Source organism: Stenotrophomonas sp. SbOxS2 (genome assembly GCF_013416715.1).
In the GTDB taxonomy this organism is placed as follows: Bacteria; Pseudomonadota; Gammaproteobacteria; order Xanthomonadales; family Xanthomonadaceae; genus Stenotrophomonas; species Stenotrophomonas lactitubi.
This window is the reverse complement of the sequence record NZ_JAAVXD010000006.1, coordinates 104,707-119,780: the sequence shown is the minus strand read 5'-3', so window position 1 is coordinate 119,780 and position 15,074 is coordinate 104,707. Positions and strand designations below refer to the sequence as shown.

The window sequence follows — 15,074 nt, the reverse complement described above, 5'->3', positions numbered from 1 at the left end:
CGCCGTTGCGGAGCCGAGCATGGACTCGGCTCTACAGGAAATGCAGCAGGATGACTGCCCCGGCGACGTTCTCCTCCCGGGCTTGCGCACTGCCAACGACTTGCATTGAGAGAGGCCCGCGCGGCAGGCTGTAGTCCACACCCGCACGTCGCAGGTTCGCACCATGGCGTCACCCTCGGGCTCCGTGCTTGCCACCCTGCAACGATTGCAGCGCCGGCTGCTGTTCGGCGGCGGCGCCATCCTGACCGTGCTGCTGCTGGCTGCCGGCTGCGCGGCGCTGTGGCTGCGCCTGGAAACGGTGCACCTCAACGAGCGCGAAGCACTACGACGCGGCCAGCAGACGGTGGATCGCTACATCGGCGAGCGCAGGCGGGCCTACGTGGCCAGCTTGAACACCAACGCCACGTTGTGGGCCACCCAGCAGCCCGCGCTGGTGGCCGGAGGCATGTCTATCAGTGAGCGCTTTTCGGCACAGGAGGGCGCCGCAGGCGTCATGGCGCCAGGCGCCCTGTCCGTCCCCTGGCTGGCGCTGTCCCCGCGCGACGGCCGTCTTCCGCCCCAGGTGGAGGCGGCGTACCTGGGCATGGTGCAGACCTATTCGGCGTACATGGCCGCAACCGTGGCGGCGCAGGATTCGCCCACCTCCTTGATCTCCTTCGCCTTCGAACCGGAAGGCCGCCTGTTTGCGATTGCTGGACTCCATGATGAGGCGCAGCTGCTGCAGCTCATGAAGGTGCAGACCCGTGAACAGGCGTTGGCCGCACTGGCCCAGACCGCCGATGCGGGCTGGCAGTCGGCGGGTGCGGACTCCGAGCTTCAACTGGATAGCGGCCGGCTGCGCGCCTACTTCGGCCGCAATCCTTTCACCGGCGAGGATGCGCTGGTCACCCAGATGCGCCTGCGCAGCAACGGCACCCCCTTCATCAACCGGCTGACGTTTGAATCTCTTCAAGGCCTGCGCGAGCGGCTGGAGGAAGCCAGCCCGGGCACCTGGGTGGTGCTGGACCGCCAGCAGAACGATGTTCTGCGCAGCGCGGTGGACGCTGCGATTTCCGGGCCTGCGCTGCACGCCGTGCCATCGCCCCGGCCTACGATGCTGGCACTGCCTGACGGCCGTACCTTCGTGGTATCCACGCCATTGCATGGCATCGACTGGACGCTGCTGCGGCTCTACCGCTGGAGCGACATCTGGGCGGCGCAGCGGATCTATCTGCTCGGCGGTGGGCTGGCCCTGGCAGCGTTGCTGGCCGCGCTGTGGACGCTGTTGCTGCTGGTGGACCGGCGTGTGCTGCGGCCGGCGCTGGAGGAAGCCGCACGGGTGCATGAAAGCGAAGCGCTGAGCCGCACGCTGATCGAAACCTCGCCGGTGGGCCTGTGCCTCCTCGACCAGCAGCGCGGGCAGGTGATCCTGCATAACCAGGCACTGGAGCAGTTGATCGGCGACACCGCCGGCAACCTGATGGAAGTGCTGGTCGGCCGCCTGGTGCAACGCGTTGACGGCCAGGTACACGGGCAGCTGTTCGAGGCGCCCTCCTCGGATGAGCAAGGCTCCCCGCGCTACCTGCAGTCCATCGTGGCCGCCTCGCGCTACCAGCGGCGGGCGATCTGGGTCTGCGCGGTAACCGATGTGACCGCACAGAAGGAAACCCAGCAGCGCCTGCTGGATGCACGCCGGCATGCCGAACAGGCCCAGCACGATGCCGAGGCTGCGGACCAGGCCAAGACCGCCTTCGTGGCGATGATCAGCCACGAAATACGCACCCCCTTGAGCGGCGTGCTGGGCCATCTTGAACTGCTTGCGCACCAGACCATGCCGGCGACGTCGCACACACATGTCACGCGCGCGCGCAGCGCGGCCGATGTGCTGCAGGGGCTGGTGAACGACACCCTGGACCTTTCCCGCATCGAAGCCGGGCTGATGACGCTGGAGCCGGCGCCATTCGATCCACGTGCTTTGCTGCAGCAGACTGCGACGCTGTTCGAACCACAGGCCAGCGCGAAGGGCCTGCGCCTGGAGCTGCACACGGGCGATGCGCTGGGGCCGGCCTACGTGGCCGACGCAGGCCGCTTGGCGCAGGTGATCAACAACCTGGTTGGCAATGCGGTGAAGTTCACGGCATCGGGAATGGTGGCGGTCAGCGTTGATGCCTCGGTGCGGCCTGATGGCACGGAATGGCTGCACGTGGAGGTCCGCGATACGGGCCCGGGCATCGATGCCGAGGCGCAGGCCAACCTGTTCAAGCCGTTCGTGCAGGTTGGTGCCGGCTCGGAACGGCAGCACGGCGGCAGCGGCCTGGGGTTGGCCTTGTGCCAACGCTTCACCGAACTGCTGGGCGGGACCATCGGCGTACGCAGCACGCCGGGCACCGGCAGCGTTTTCCACCTGGACATTCCGGCACACCGGGCCACGACCGTGGCAGACGCGCCGCCACAGCCGGCGCCTGTCGAGCGCATGCATCCCTCGCGCCGCCACGCATTGCTGGTGGATGACAGCGTGATCAGCCGTGACGTGACGCTGGGGCAGCTGCACGCACTCGGCTGGCAGGTCACCCTCGCAGCCGACGGCGATGAGGCGTGGCAGCGCTGGCGCGAAGGCCGGTTCGATATCGTGCTGACCGATCTGAACATGCCGGGCCTGGACGGATACGGGCTGGCCCGGAAACTGCGTGCTGACAACCCTTCCATTCCTATCGTGGCGCTCACCGCCAATGCGATGCCCGAGGATGCGCGACGCGTACGCGAAGCAGGCATGTCCACGCTGCTGCTGAAGCCGCTCGACCTGCCGTCGCTGGAGGCCGCGCTGCACGGATTCGATCTCGATCGCACGATCCGGCCAACGTTACCCCCGCTAGTGAGCGAGTCGGTTCAGCGGCAGATGCGCGAGGCGTTCCTGCAGACAGCGCATCGTGATTACACGGCGCTGATCCAGGCGCTGGACAGCGCCGATGCACCGGCCATGATCGATCTACTGCACAGCTTTGCCGGCGCGCTGGCATTCCTGGGAGAGACCCAGGCGGCGCGCAGCTGCCAACAGGCCGAGCAGGCCCTGCGCAGCACGGGTGTGACAGATGCGGCGTCAAAGGCGACAGTCATTGAGGCTGTCGCGTTGATTGCGGCGAGCATCGAACGCCAGGTTGCCGCGCGGCAGCGGGCATGACGTGGTGCGCTCAGCCGGCGAAGTGCTCGTACCCGCTCGGGCCGTCGTGGCCTTCGGTATGCACGCCCTGCCCTTCCATGATGCGGCCGATGCGGGTGATCGGCAGATCCAGCGATTCGGCAACGAAGTGCAGCGCGTCGCGCTGGTCGGCGGCGGCGGTGAAGCACAGTTCGTAATCGTCGCCGCCGTGCAGCGCGCACTCACGGGCAGCATCGCGGCCCAGCAGTTCGCGCAGCGCCGCTGACATCGGCAACGCATCGGCATCGACTTCGGCGCGCACACCGCTGCGTGCCGCGATGTGGCCAAGGTCGGCCAGCAACCCATCGGAGATATCCACGGCGGCATGCGCGAATGCACGCAGGCGCAGGCCCAGGGTGACGCGCGGGGTGGGACGTAGCAGGCGCAGACGCAGGGTTTCGTAGTCGGCCAGCAGCGTGGCGGCGGTCACGTTCAATGCACCCTGCTGCCACAGCCGCAGCGCTCCGGCAGCATCACCGAGGGTGCCGCTGACCCAGATGTCATCGCCAATCTGTGCGCGATCACGACGCAGCGCCTGGCCACGTGAGACCTGGCCCATTGCGGTGACCGACAGCGACAACGGGCCACGCGTGGTATCACCACCAATCAGCGCGATGTCGTGCTGGTCGGCCAGTGCGAAGAAACCATCGGCGAAGGCCTCGATCCAGTCTTCGCTGGCCTCGGGCAGTGACAGTGCCAGCGTGCACCACGCCGGGCGCGCGCCCATCGCGGCGAGGTCGGACAGGTTGACGGCCAGCGTCTTCCAGCCGATGTCGAACGCTGGGGTTTCGGCCGGGAAATGCACGCCGCTGTTGAGCGTGTCGGCCGTGACCACCAGCTGTTCGTTCGGGCGCGGCTGCAGCAGTGCAGCATCATCGCCGATGCCGAGCACGATGTCGTCGCGCTCGACGGTGCGGGCGCGGATGCGGTCGATGAGGGTGAATTCGGCCAGGGACATGGGGCGTTCTGCTTTCTTGTAGAGCCGAGCCATGCTCGGCTGCAGTTCGATCACGCGCCGCACTGCCGGACGCAACCGTGCGCTGCACGGTGAGCCGAGCATGGCTCGGCTCTACAGAAACCGGGTCAGTGACCCGATTCGACCTTGCGCCATTCCACGGCGGCACGATCCAGCACGCCGTTGACGTAGGTGTGGCCATGTTCGGAACCGAAGCGCTTGGCCGATTCGATGGCTTCGTTGATGACCACGCGGTACGGCACGTCCAGGCGGTAACGCAGCTCGTAACCGGCCAAGCGCAGCACGGCGCGTTCGATCGCGTCCACCTCGTCGATGCTGCGGTCCAGGTACGGGCCGAAGGCTTCGTCGATGTCGCGACGGTTGTCGAGCACGCCATGCACCAGCGCTTCGAAGTACGCCAGGTCGGCGATTTCGCGGGCCTGCTCGTGGGCGAACTGGGCGATCAGCGACTGGCCGTTGCCACCGGAGATCTGCCACGCGTAGATGGCCTGCACGGCACGACGGCGCGCGCGCGAGCGCAGCACCGGATCGATGCCATCGCGGCGGACGGGTTTACCGGAGGGCTTGCCCTGGGTGTTCTTGTTCATGGCAGCTGCTCCAGAAGGTTGACCATTTCCAATGCGGCGAGTGCGACTTCCTCGCCCTTGTTGCCGTGGCTGCCGCCTGCGCGGGCCTCGGCATCTTCCACGCGTTCCACTGCCAGCACGCCGTTCAGCACCGGCACGCCGAAGTCCAGCTGCACGCGCATCAGGCCTTCGGCACAACGGTCGGCCACGTGTTCGTAGTGGCGGGTGTCACCGCGGATCACGCAGCCCAGGGTGAGGATGGCGGCGTGTTCGTGGGCGGCGGCCAGGCGCGCGGCGACCAGCGGCAGTTCCCAGGCACCCGGCACGCGGATCACGTCGATGTTGGCTTCGGCAATGCCGTTGCCGGCCAGGCTCTGGCGGGCGCCAGCAACCAGCACGTCGGTGATGCGGGCATTCCAGCGGCTGGCCAGGATGGCGAAGCGCGCCGATTCGGGAGTGCGAAGATCGCCTTCGTAGTGGCTCATATGCGGCTTGGGATTCGATTAAGGGGTAATTCTACCGTGGATGGGCCCCGGCCGTGGCTGGCGGGGGCCTGGAGGCGTGCCGACCGTTGGTCGGCACGCCAAGGGGGTTACGGGGTGACCGTCTCCACCACTTCCAGGCCGTACCCGGCCAGGCCGATCTGGCGACGCGGGGTGCCCAGCACGCGCAGCTTGCCCAGGCCCAGGTCGGACAGGATCTGCGCACCGGCACCGTTGCGGCGCCACTGGCTCACGTCCTTGTCCTTGCCCGGCACCACCGGCGCCGGCTGCTGGCGCAGGCGGGCCAGCAGGCCTTCGCCGTCGCGCGGGGCCTGCAGCACCACCATCACGCCGGCGCCTTCGGCATCGATGGCACGCAGCGCATCGGTCGCGGCCACGCCGAAGTCGTCGCGACGCCAGTGCAGCAGGTCGGCCAGCGGGTTTTCCACCTGCACGCGCACCAGGGTCGGGGTGTCGGCATCCGGGGTGCCACGGACCAGAGCGAAATGCAGGTCGTGGGCGATGCGGTCGCGGTAGGTGACCAGCTTGAACGGACCGAATTCGGTCTCGATCTCGCGCTCATCGACGCGCTCGACGGTCTTTTCGGTGGCCAGGCGGTAGGCGATCAGATCGGCGATCGAGCCCATCTTCAGGCCGTGCTCGCGGGCGAACACTTCCAGCTCCGGGCGGCGCGCCATGCTGCCGTCGGGGTTGAGGATCTCCACCAGCACGCCGGCCGGTTCCAGCCCGGCCAGCATCGCCAGGTCCACGCCGGCTTCGGTGTGGCCGGCGCGGGTCAGCACGCCACCGGGCTGGGCGATCAGCGGGAAGATGTGGCCCGGCTGGTGCAGGTCGGCCGGCTTGGCGTTGGGCTTCACCGCGGTGCGGATGGTGTGGGCGCGGTCATGAGCGGAAATGCCGGTGGTCACGCCTTCAGCCGCTTCGATGCTGACGGTGAAGTTGGTCTGGAACTGCGCGGTATTGGCCTGCACCATCGGCGCCAGGCCGAGGTCGGCGGCGCGGGTGCGGGTCAGCGGCAGGCACACCAGGCCACGGCCGTGGGTGACCATGAAGTTGATGTCGCTGGCCTTGACCAGTTCGGCGGCCATGATCAGGTCGCCTTCGTTCTCGCGGTCTTCGTCATCGACGATGACGACCATGCGGCCGAGGCGGATGTCTTCCAGGATGTCGGGAATCGGGGCGAAGTTCATGCGGCATCTCCGTGCGGGTGCTGACCGTTGGTCGGCACGCTGATCAACCGCTCGACATAACGAGCGACCAGATCGATTTCAAGATTGACCGCGCTGCCCACGCCGGTGGCGGAGAAGGCGGTATTGGCCACGGTGTGCGGGATCAGCGCGACTTCAAAACCTTCGTCGTCCACTTCGTTGACGGTGAGGCTGACGCCGTCCACGCAGATCGAGCCCTTCTTGGCGATGTAGCGGCGCAGCGCGGCCGGCGCGGCGAAACGCCAACGCTGGGCACGGGCATCTTCGTGGATGGACAGCACCTGGCCGAGGCCATCAACGTGGCCGCTGACCAGATGGCCGCCAAGGCGGTCGGTCGGGCGCATGGCACGTTCGAGGTTGATGACTGCACCTTCGGCCAGCTGGCCCAGCGTGGTCAGGCCCAGGGTCTCGGTGGACGCATCGGCCTGGAAGCTGTTGGCGTCGAACGCGATGACGGTGAGGCAGACGCCGTTGATGGCGATGCTCTCGCCCATCTGCACGTTGTCGAACGGCAGGTTGCCGACGTTGAAGGTGAAGCGGACATCGCCGCCGATGGATTCGCGAGCGGCCAGACGGCCGACGCCTTCGATGATTCCAGTAAACAAGTAACGTTCTCCGCGAAAAGTGAGCGAAAAACGCCGCAAGGCAAACAGGCGGGCGCAGGGCCGCAAAGGCCCTGTGGCACCGTCTTCTTTCATCCGGACTATGACCGTCGGCTCCGGCATTGGACCGGATCTGCTGACCCCCGACGGTAAGGCCGGGGCGCTCGCGGGCTCGTGCTTGCGCACCTACCGCCGGTGGGGAATTGCACCCCGCCCTGAAGACGTTTGTGTACCGGCGAACCGGCCCGCCAAGTGTAACAGCCCGGGCTGAACGGGGTCGGATGACCCGGGGCGTGCCCTGGCCTGTGACGGCCGTCGCTCGCATTTCGTAAAACTTTCATTAAAATCGGCGCTCGGACGACATGAGGTCGCCACGGACTGCCGCACAGGTGGACCGCCAATGGACTGAAATTCACAGGAATTCCCATGCGCAAGATCCTGATCGTGGCCGCCCTGCTGGCCGCCGCCCCGTTCTCGGCCTCGGCCGACGCCCTGAGCTACACCTACGTTGAAGGCGGCTGGACCCAGGTCAAGACCGACGACGAAGCATTCAACGACCCGAAGGTCGATGGTGGCTATGTGCGCGGTTCGATCGCGCTGGCCGAGCAGGTGCACGTGTTCGGCGGCTGGAACTACGGCAGCAAGTCGTACGACTACGACTACGGCTCGATGAAGCTGAAGTTGAACCAGCCGGAGCTGGGCATTGGTTACCACATGCCCTTCAGCGACCGCGTCGACTACACCGCCGACATCGCCTGGGTCCGCCAGCAGGCGGAGATCACCGTGAAGGACGTGGACTACGGCCGCTTCACCGTGAAAGACCACACCAACCTGGTGCGTGCCACCATGGGCCTGCGTGGCAAGCCTTCGCGCATGACCGAAGCCTGGATCAAGGCCGGTTACATGGACGGCGGCAACGAGTTCAAGGGCACCTGGGTCGGCACCCTCGGCGGCCAGATCAACTTCACCCGTACCTGGGGCCTGGTCGGTGAGATCTCCGGCTATCGCGACGTCACCCAGTACTCGGCCGGCGTGCGCGCCAGCTTCTGATTGCCCGATCCTCGTCGTGTGATCGAACGGGCCCCGCAAGGGGCCCGTTTTTTGTTGGCCGCCGCGCGCAATATGCTTGGCTGTCGCGCACCATCGAATGCCATGGCAAGTGCGCTAGGCTTGCCGCCCTCTGGAACAGGAACACCGTCATGAAGACCCCGATCCGCGGCCTGCTGGCCACTGCACTGCTGTGCGCCCCGTTGTTCGCTTCGGCCGCACCGGCGCAGCTGACGCCGGAACAGACCTTCGACCTCTATGCTCGCGCATTGCTGGAAGACGATGCCGCTGCCGCGCGCACGCTCAACGACGCACTGAAGCCGGCCTTCGATGGCCAGGACTCGGTAACGCCGGTGCCGGGCATGATGGCCCTGGCCCTGGCCGAACCGTGGCAGACGGTGCTGGCCGTGGCCGGCGTGAAGGGCGATCCCGCAGCGGCCGAAGCGATGTACGCCAAGGCGCTGAAGGCCTCGCAGTGCCGTGCCACGCGCAGCACGGTGGAAGACAACGAGTACGTGGATGACCAGAAGATCGCCAAAGTCGATTTCAGCTGCCAGCTGGCCGACCTGGGCAGCGTGCAGCCGTTGTTCACTGCCAGCTTGACCAGTGATGTGCAGGCCACCCGCACCCGCTTCACCGAGGCCTATACCGAGGCCCTGCAGAGCGGCCCGCGCAAGGCAGTGGCCGGCACCCTGACCCTGTACACCGCCAAGGACAAGGGCTACTGGTACAGCAGCAACTTCGACGATCTGGTGGGCCCGGTGCTGGGTGCGCTGGCGCCGTTCGAAGAATGGATCCAGGACGTTGAAGCGGCCAAGGCACCGAAGGTGACCGGCGTGCCGGCCTGCGACCTGCTGTTGCAGCAACACCGCAGCTGCGTGGCAAAGATCGCGCCGGACCAGATCAGCGGTGTTGATGCGATGGCCGAAGAACTGAAGGCCAAGACGCAGGTGATGTCGGCCGAGGAGATGACGCAGGAGTGCAAGTCGCTGCGTCCGATGGCCGAGATGATGTGGACCGACGAGTGCGCGTGAGGTGGTTCTGCTGAAACAGCTGGGGCTGGCTGCGCTGCTGCTGGCCCCTGGTACTGCACTGGCGTCGGCACCTGCGCTGACGCCCGTGCAGGTATTCGACCTGTATGCACAGGTGATCGTGCACGGCGATGCAGCAGCACAGGCAACACTGGCCCGCTATCTCGATACCGATAACGGGACTGCCCTCGCGGCGGCACTGGCGGGTGCAAGCCATCTGGACGAGGCGCCCGAACTGGCTGATTGGCCGAAGGCTGCGGCGGCGCTACGCAAGCGGCAGGCCTTAGTGCATTGCGCTACCGACAGCGTGCGCCATGCGCAGACCAGCAGCGCCGACGTCGACTATCGCTGCCACCTGCCCGACCTGTCGGCACTGCTGCCCGTGTATCGACGGCATCGCGTGCCGTTCAATGGGCCGCATCCGCCGCAGATGGCGAGTGAACTGGCGACGGCATATACGCAGATGATCGCCGTGGCACCGGACCGGGAAAGGATCATCACGGTTTCGTTCCACCGCGCCCCTGACGGTGGCGCCTGGCGCGTGCAGAACCCAACGCCGCTGATGAGCGGACTGGCGGATGCGTTCCTGCCGTTCTTCGAGTGGAACGAGCACCTGCCGAATTGAAAAAGGAACGGAGGAGATTAAGTCGTTTGTGGCATAAACGACTTAATCCCCTCCGTCCCTTTTTCAGGGGCGCAGCAGCAACCGCAGATCCTCACCCACCTGGCGCTGATCGACCACGCGCAGGCGGCGCTGCTGGTCCATCGTGTCGATGCCGAGACCAGCCAGCAGCGGGCGGCCGCTGTCGCCGAGCAGGGTCGGTGCCTGGTACAGCAGCAGTTCGTCCACCCAGCCGCCGCGCAGCAGTGCACCGGCCAGCGTCGCGCCGGCTTCGGTATGCACTTCGTTGATGCCGCGCTCGGCCAGCAGCGCCAGTACCGCGCCCAGATCAAGGCGACCGTGACGCACCGCCACGCTGGCGAATGCCGCGTCGGCTGCGTCGGGCGGGCTGATCATCGCATCGTGCAGGTACAGCGTCGGTGCCCCACCCTCGCGCACACGACTGCATTCCAGCGAGCGCAGGCGCGAATCCAGCACCACGCGCAGTGGTGGCATCACCTCGGTGCCAGCCAAGCGCACGGTCAGCATCGGGTCGTCGGCGATCACGGTGTCGGCACCGGTCAGGATCGCACCAGCGCGCGCGCGCCAGTGCTGCACGTCCTCGCGCGCGGCGGGCCCGGTGATCCACTTCGAGCTGCCGTCGGCCATCGCGGTACGGCCATCCAGGCTGGCTGCCAGCTTCACCCGCAGCCACGGACGACCGCGCTCCACGCGCGACAGGAAGCCCTTGTTGAGTTCGCGCGCCTGCGCGGCCATCAAGCCCTCGGCGACCTCGATTCCGGCTTCGCGCAGCAGGTCGAAACCACCGCCATCCACTTTCGGGAACGGGTCGCGCATCGCCGCAACAACGCGCGACACGCCGGCGTCGATCAGCGCCAATGCGCACGGCGGCGTGCGTCCGTAATGCGCGCAGGGTTCCAGGGTGACGTAGGCGGTGGCACCACGCGCTTCGCTGCCGGCCTCGCGCAGGGCGAACACTTCGGCATGCGGGCCACCGGCTCGCTGGTGCCAGCCCTGCCCGACCACGCGCTCGCCATGGGCGATCACGCAGCCGACCATCGGGTTGGGGCGGGCGGTATAGGCGGCACGCTCGGCCAGACGCAGTGCGTTGGCCATGTGCAGGTGGTCGAGGACGGAGAACGATGTGCTCATGCCGCCATGGTAGCGCCGTTGGTATGGATCCACGCCATGCGTGGATGACGGCACGACGCCAGCCAAGGTTGGCAGAGTCCCAGTAGATCCACGCCATGCGTGGATGGCGGCACAGCGCCAACCAAGGTTGGCATCTACCAGGGCAACGGGCGTCAGCCCTTCTTCTTCTTGGTCAGGGCGATCACATCGCCCAGCAGCTGCAGCTGTTCGGTGCTGGAAGGCAGGTCGCGTTCGAGCTTCTCGATCTCCTCGCGGAAATCGGCCACGTCCTCGAAGCTGCGGTAGACCGAGGCGAAACGCACATAACCAACATGGTCGAGCTTGCGCAGTTCATTCATGACGAACTCGCCGACCTTGATCGAGGGCACTTCGCGTTCGCCGCTGATACGCAGCTGATGCACCACCGCGCGTACCGCCGCTTCGATCTTCTCTTCGGGCACCGCGCGCTTCTGCAGCGCTCGGTCAAAGCCGGCGCGGACCTTGCGGGCATCGAAGGCTTCGCGGGTGCCATCGCTCTTGACGATGGCCGGCAGCTTCAGTTCAACGGTTTCCAAAGTACTGAAGCGTTCGCTGCACGCCTCGCACTCACGCCGACGACGAATCGTCGCGCCGTCTTCGGAGACGCGCGAATCGATGACCCGTGTATCGGCATGCTGGCAGAAGGGGCAATGCATTGAACGCCTGGCTCGGGGAAATACCTGCTGCCACGGTCGTGGCAGCGTCGCAACGGTACCTGAGAAGGGGCCAGGCAGCAAATTCCGTTTTTCTTCACTCGCGCCCGCTGGCCTTCGACAGCCATCGGAAGTGGCAGGCGAGGCTGATCCAGGGAGCCCCCCAACCGATTGCCAATATCAGCAGTATCGGATGCACTCCAAGACTTGAAACTGTTATCACCAACGCGGACACAGCCTGAGCAGCTGACACTAGAAACAGCGTCTCCAGCACTGGCGCGGCGGGCTTCAATCCATCCGGTCCGCGCATCTGCCACGTGTTTACGAGCTGATAAACAGGTGGGATCGCCGTCACGGACAGCACACCCCACATCGCAAGCAATCCAAGAACTGCGCTGTTGTCACCGCCCTGCGCCTATACCCCTAGCAGCAGCAGCGAACCCAACAGGCCGGCCAACGCGCAGGGAATGGAAAAAAGAAGGCTGTGGAGAAGCAGGTAGAGGCCGTGTCGGCGGCGCCAGGATTGCATCGGGGGCTCCTTTCAGTAGCTCTGAAGACCCTAGTCCTGACGCCTGCAGCACACCATGCAATTTCTCTGAAACTTCCAACCGCCAGTCACACAGCGTCGGTCGCACCCCGCCGCAGCCACACCAGATGCGCAGCCGGTACCAGCAACGGCACGCCCAGCACCAGATACCCCAGCACCTGCCAGGGGCTGCCGGCAAACAGGCTGAAAAGCACGACGCCGACCACGGCCAGTGCCGCGATGGCGCCAAGCACCAGCCCGATCCATGGCAGCGCTGGTGACTGCCGCAGGCCATCACGCCCCCGCCGCAGGTAGCGGATGCTGAGCCACAGCCATGCCAGCAACCCGGCAATGCCGGCACTCGCCCACAGGAAGAGCACGGCACCTTCGTCGCCGCGCATCAGTCCATGACGGACCAGAAAGGTGTAGATGCCGAACGCGGCGACGCCACCACCGGCCACCAATGCAGGCAATCCCAGCAGCAGGCATTGGGCGATATACAGGCGTTTGTGCAGACGCTCATCCATGCGTTCTTTCTCTCTTCCGGCGCGCGATCTCACGCCTGCCTTTTCAGCCACACCAGCATGCCCGCCGGCACCAGCATCGACGGCCCCAACAGCAGCAGATTGAAGCCTTCGGCATGGACCGCGATGCCCCACCACAGCGCCAGCCCAAGCGGCGGCATGGCGGCGAGACCACCGACCATCAGCATGCGCCACCAGGCCGGCCGCACACGCAGACCGGCACGTCCCTGCATCAGGTAACTTGCGCTGAGCCACAGCCAGGCCAGGCAGCCGGCAATTCCGGACAGGCCCCACAGCGGCATCAGCGTCACCGATGCCAGAGTGCCGTGACCAAACTGGCCCAGCCCCATCAACAGCAGCATCGTCGCTGCGGCCCCGCCGCCCACCAGGCTGGGCAGGCCGAAGAGTACAGCCAAGGCCGCATAGAGATACTTGAGGCGGCGCTCATCCATGCGCGGTACTCCGGTGCCCAGGGTCAGAGCCCTTCCCGCAGGGAAGGGATCCGACCCCAGTGCCCGATCAACCGTAGACCGGGTACTTGCGGCACTGCGCGCTGACGGCATCGCGCACGCGGGCGATCACGGCTTCGTCGGCCGGCGCGTCGAGCACGTCGGCGATCCAGTTGGCCAGGTCCACGCAGTCCTGTTCCACGTAACCACGGGTGGTCACCGCCGGGGTGCCCAGGCGCAGGCCCGAGGTCACGAACGGCGAACGCGGGTCGTTCGGCACCGAGTTCTTGTTGACGGTGATGTGGGCCTTGCCCAGCGCGGCTTCCGCGTCCTTGCCGGACACGTCCTTGCCGATCATGTCGACCAGCATCAGGTGGTTCTGGGTGCCACCGGAGACGATCTTGTAGCCGCGCGCGATCAGCGTGTTGGCCATCGCCTGGGCGTTCTTCACCACCTGCTGCTGGTAGGCCTTGAAGCCCGGCTCCAGCGCTTCCTTGAAGGCCACCGCCTTGCCGGCGATGACGTGCATCAGCGGACCGCCCTGGATGCCCGGGAACACGATCGACTGCAGCTTCTTGACCAGGTCTTCGTCGGCGCCCTTGGCGACGATGATGCCGCCGCGCGGGCCGCGCAGGGTCTTGTGGGTGGTCGAGGTGACCACGTGGGCGTGTTCCAGCGGGCTCGGGTAGACGCCAGCAGCAACCAGGCCGGCGACGTGCGCCATGTCGACGAACAGGTAGGCACCGACCTTGTCGGCGATGGCGCGGAAGCGCGCCCAGTCGATCACCTGCGAGTACGCCGAGAAGCCGGCCACGACCATCTTCGGCTTGTGCTCCAGGGCCAGGCGCTCGACTTCGTCGTAATCGATCAGGCCCTGGTCGTTGACGCCGTACTGCACGGCGTTGAACAGCTTGCCCGAGGCGTTCACCTTGGCGCCGTGGGTGAGGTGGCCGCCGTGGGCCAGGCTCATGCCGAGGATGGTGTCGCCCGGCTGCAGCAGCGCGAAGTACACGGCCTGGTTGGCCTGCGAACCGCTGTGCGGCTGCACGTTGGCATAGTCCGCGTCGAACAGCTGCTTGAGGCGGTCGATCGCCAGCTGCTCGGCGATGTCCACGTATTCGCAGCCACCGTAGTAGCGCTTGCCCGGATAGCCTTCGGCGTACTTGTTGGTCAGCTGGCTGCCCTGGGCTTCCATCACCGCCGGGCTGGTGTAGTTCTCGCTGGCGATCAGCTCGACGTGGTCTTCCTGGCGCTGGGTCTCAGCGGCGATGGCCTTGGCCAGTTCGGGATCGTAGGTTTCGATGCGGACGTCACGCGGGAACATCGGGTACTCCAGCAGGCGGGGAAAGGGGTACGACTCAGCCCTAGATTGTAGCCCCGCCCCGGCCTGCTGGGGCCGAAACGACCGGGGCCGGATTCGACGAACGAATCCGGCCCCGTATGGTTCCGCATGGCGTTGTGAGGTCAGAGCCCTTTCCTGCGGAAAGGGATCCGACCCCGGCGCTGCATCAACGGTTGTTGATGATGTAGTCGGCGATGATGCCGGTTGCCACGGCGACCAGCAGCATGTTGCCGCGGTCATCGCGGATCCAGTGGTGGCCGTACGGCGGGCGGCGCAGCTGGTAGCGCGGGTAGTCGTTCACCACGTAGATCGGGCCGCGGTAGTAGTCGCGGTAGCGGTGGCCGCGCTGCCAGCCATAGCCATAGCCGGGCCGGTAGCCCGGGCTGTAGACCACGCGCGGCGGCGGCGGTGCCGGACGGTAGTAGCCATGGTCGTAGCGGCGATCGTGACGGTAATCGCGGCGCGCTTCGCGACGGTCGCGTTCCCAGTCGCGGCGGTCGTGACGCCATTCCCGGCGATCCTCGCGCCACTCACGGCGGTCATGGTCGCGGCCACGGTGGTCGTTGTCGGCGAAAGCCGGGGCGATGGCACCCAGCGCCAGTACGGAGGCCACGGCGCCGGCCATGAGTCGATGGAGTTGCATGGGAGACCTCTGCTGGGTGGGTGGTGATCCCATCTTG

15 protein-coding genes and 1 riboswitch are annotated in these 15,074 nt (G+C 66.5%); of the genes, 4 read left to right on the top strand and 11 right to left on the bottom strand.

What is annotated here, in order from left to right:
• Nucleotides 1-163 precede the first annotated feature (163 nt).
• Nucleotides 164-3,157, top strand: a complete 2,994-nt coding sequence (locus HFK18_RS14040) for an ATP-binding protein (RefSeq protein WP_180166740.1) — start codon at nucleotides 164-166, stop codon at nucleotides 3,155-3,157.
• Between the two features lie 10 nt (nucleotides 3,158-3,167).
• Here HFK18_RS14040 and thiL read toward each other — a convergent pair whose 3' ends face one another.
• From thiL to HFK18_RS14015, 5 genes are all read right to left on the bottom strand, one after another.
• On the bottom strand, nucleotides 3,168-4,133 hold the full coding sequence (gene thiL, locus HFK18_RS14035; protein WP_180166739.1) for a thiamine-phosphate kinase: 966 nt from the start codon (nucleotides 4,131-4,133) through the stop codon (nucleotides 3,168-3,170).
• A 125-nt stretch (nucleotides 4,134-4,258) separates the two neighbouring features.
• Entirely contained in the window at nucleotides 4,259-4,738 is a 480-nt protein-coding gene (gene nusB, locus HFK18_RS14030) for a transcription antitermination factor NusB (RefSeq protein ID WP_049469504.1), read from the bottom strand.
• Nucleotides 4,735-5,202 carry a 6,7-dimethyl-8-ribityllumazine synthase gene (ribH, locus tag HFK18_RS14025; RefSeq protein ID WP_025876639.1) on the bottom strand — a complete coding sequence of 156 codons (468 nt, stop codon included), beginning with the start codon at nucleotides 5,200-5,202 and terminating at the stop codon, nucleotides 4,735-4,737. The genes nusB and ribH overlap by 4 nt, the downstream gene beginning before the upstream one ends.
• A 107-nt stretch (nucleotides 5,203-5,309) precedes the next feature.
• Entirely contained in the window at nucleotides 5,310-6,410 is a 1,101-nt protein-coding gene (gene ribB / locus HFK18_RS14020; RefSeq protein ID WP_099820321.1) for a 3,4-dihydroxy-2-butanone-4-phosphate synthase, read from the bottom strand.
• Complete coding sequence (locus tag HFK18_RS14015; RefSeq protein ID WP_180166738.1) at nucleotides 6,407-7,033, bottom strand: riboflavin synthase; 627 nt, start codon at nucleotides 7,031-7,033, stop codon at nucleotides 6,407-6,409. Before HFK18_RS14015 ends, ribB begins: the two co-directional genes overlap by 4 nt.
• 77 nt (nucleotides 7,034-7,110) lie before the next feature.
• Nucleotides 7,111-7,257: riboswitch (FMN riboswitch) on the bottom strand.
• A 199-nt stretch (nucleotides 7,258-7,456) separates the two neighbouring features.
• On the opposite strand from HFK18_RS14015, the gene HFK18_RS14010 reads away from it, so the two are divergent.
• The 3 genes from HFK18_RS14010 (at nucleotide 7,457) to HFK18_RS14000 (ending at nucleotide 9,733) form a co-directional block, all read left to right on the top strand.
• The gene (locus HFK18_RS14010) at nucleotides 7,457-8,080 is read left to right on the top strand and encodes an outer membrane beta-barrel protein (protein WP_180166737.1); all 624 of its coding nucleotides are present in this window, start codon (nucleotides 7,457-7,459) and stop codon (nucleotides 8,078-8,080) included.
• A gap of 149 nt (nucleotides 8,081-8,229) precedes the next feature.
• On the top strand, nucleotides 8,230-9,111 hold the full coding sequence (locus HFK18_RS14005) for a hypothetical protein (RefSeq protein WP_180166736.1): 882 nt from the start codon (nucleotides 8,230-8,232) through the stop codon (nucleotides 9,109-9,111).
• Nucleotide 9,112: 1 nt separating this feature from the next.
• On the top strand, nucleotides 9,113-9,733 hold the full coding sequence (locus HFK18_RS14000) for a hypothetical protein (RefSeq protein ID WP_180166735.1): 621 nt from the start codon (nucleotides 9,113-9,115) through the stop codon (nucleotides 9,731-9,733).
• 63 nt (nucleotides 9,734-9,796) lie between these two features.
• On the opposite strand, the gene ribD is transcribed toward HFK18_RS14000, so the two are convergent.
• The 6 genes from ribD to HFK18_RS13970 form a co-directional block, all read right to left on the bottom strand.
• Nucleotides 9,797-10,882, bottom strand: coding sequence for a bifunctional diaminohydroxyphosphoribosylaminopyrimidine deaminase/5-amino-6-(5-phosphoribosylamino)uracil reductase RibD (ribD, locus tag HFK18_RS13995; RefSeq protein WP_180166734.1), 1,086 nt, complete (start codon nucleotides 10,880-10,882; stop codon nucleotides 9,797-9,799).
• 152 nt (nucleotides 10,883-11,034) lie between these two features.
• Nucleotides 11,035-11,556: a transcriptional regulator NrdR gene (gene nrdR, locus HFK18_RS13990; RefSeq protein ID WP_089238721.1), complete on the bottom strand. Its 522-nt coding sequence runs from the start codon at nucleotides 11,554-11,556 to the stop codon at nucleotides 11,035-11,037.
• A gap of 612 nt (nucleotides 11,557-12,168) precedes the next feature.
• A complete protein-coding gene (locus HFK18_RS13985; protein ID WP_180166733.1) occupies nucleotides 12,169-12,606 on the bottom strand; it encodes a hypothetical protein in 438 nt (145 codons plus the stop codon).
• A gap of 29 nt (nucleotides 12,607-12,635) precedes the next feature.
• Entirely contained in the window at nucleotides 12,636-13,055 is a 420-nt protein-coding gene (locus HFK18_RS13980) for a hypothetical protein (RefSeq protein WP_180166732.1), read from the bottom strand.
• A 67-nt stretch (nucleotides 13,056-13,122) separates the two neighbouring features.
• Nucleotides 13,123-14,376, bottom strand: a complete 1,254-nt coding sequence (glyA, locus tag HFK18_RS13975; RefSeq protein ID WP_099820330.1) for a serine hydroxymethyltransferase — start codon at nucleotides 14,374-14,376, stop codon at nucleotides 13,123-13,125.
• Nucleotides 14,377-14,560: 184 nt separating this feature from the next.
• A complete protein-coding gene (locus HFK18_RS13970; protein WP_099820331.1) occupies nucleotides 14,561-15,037 on the bottom strand; it encodes an RcnB family protein in 477 nt (158 codons plus the stop codon).
• Nucleotides 15,038-15,074: the final 37 nt, after the last annotated feature.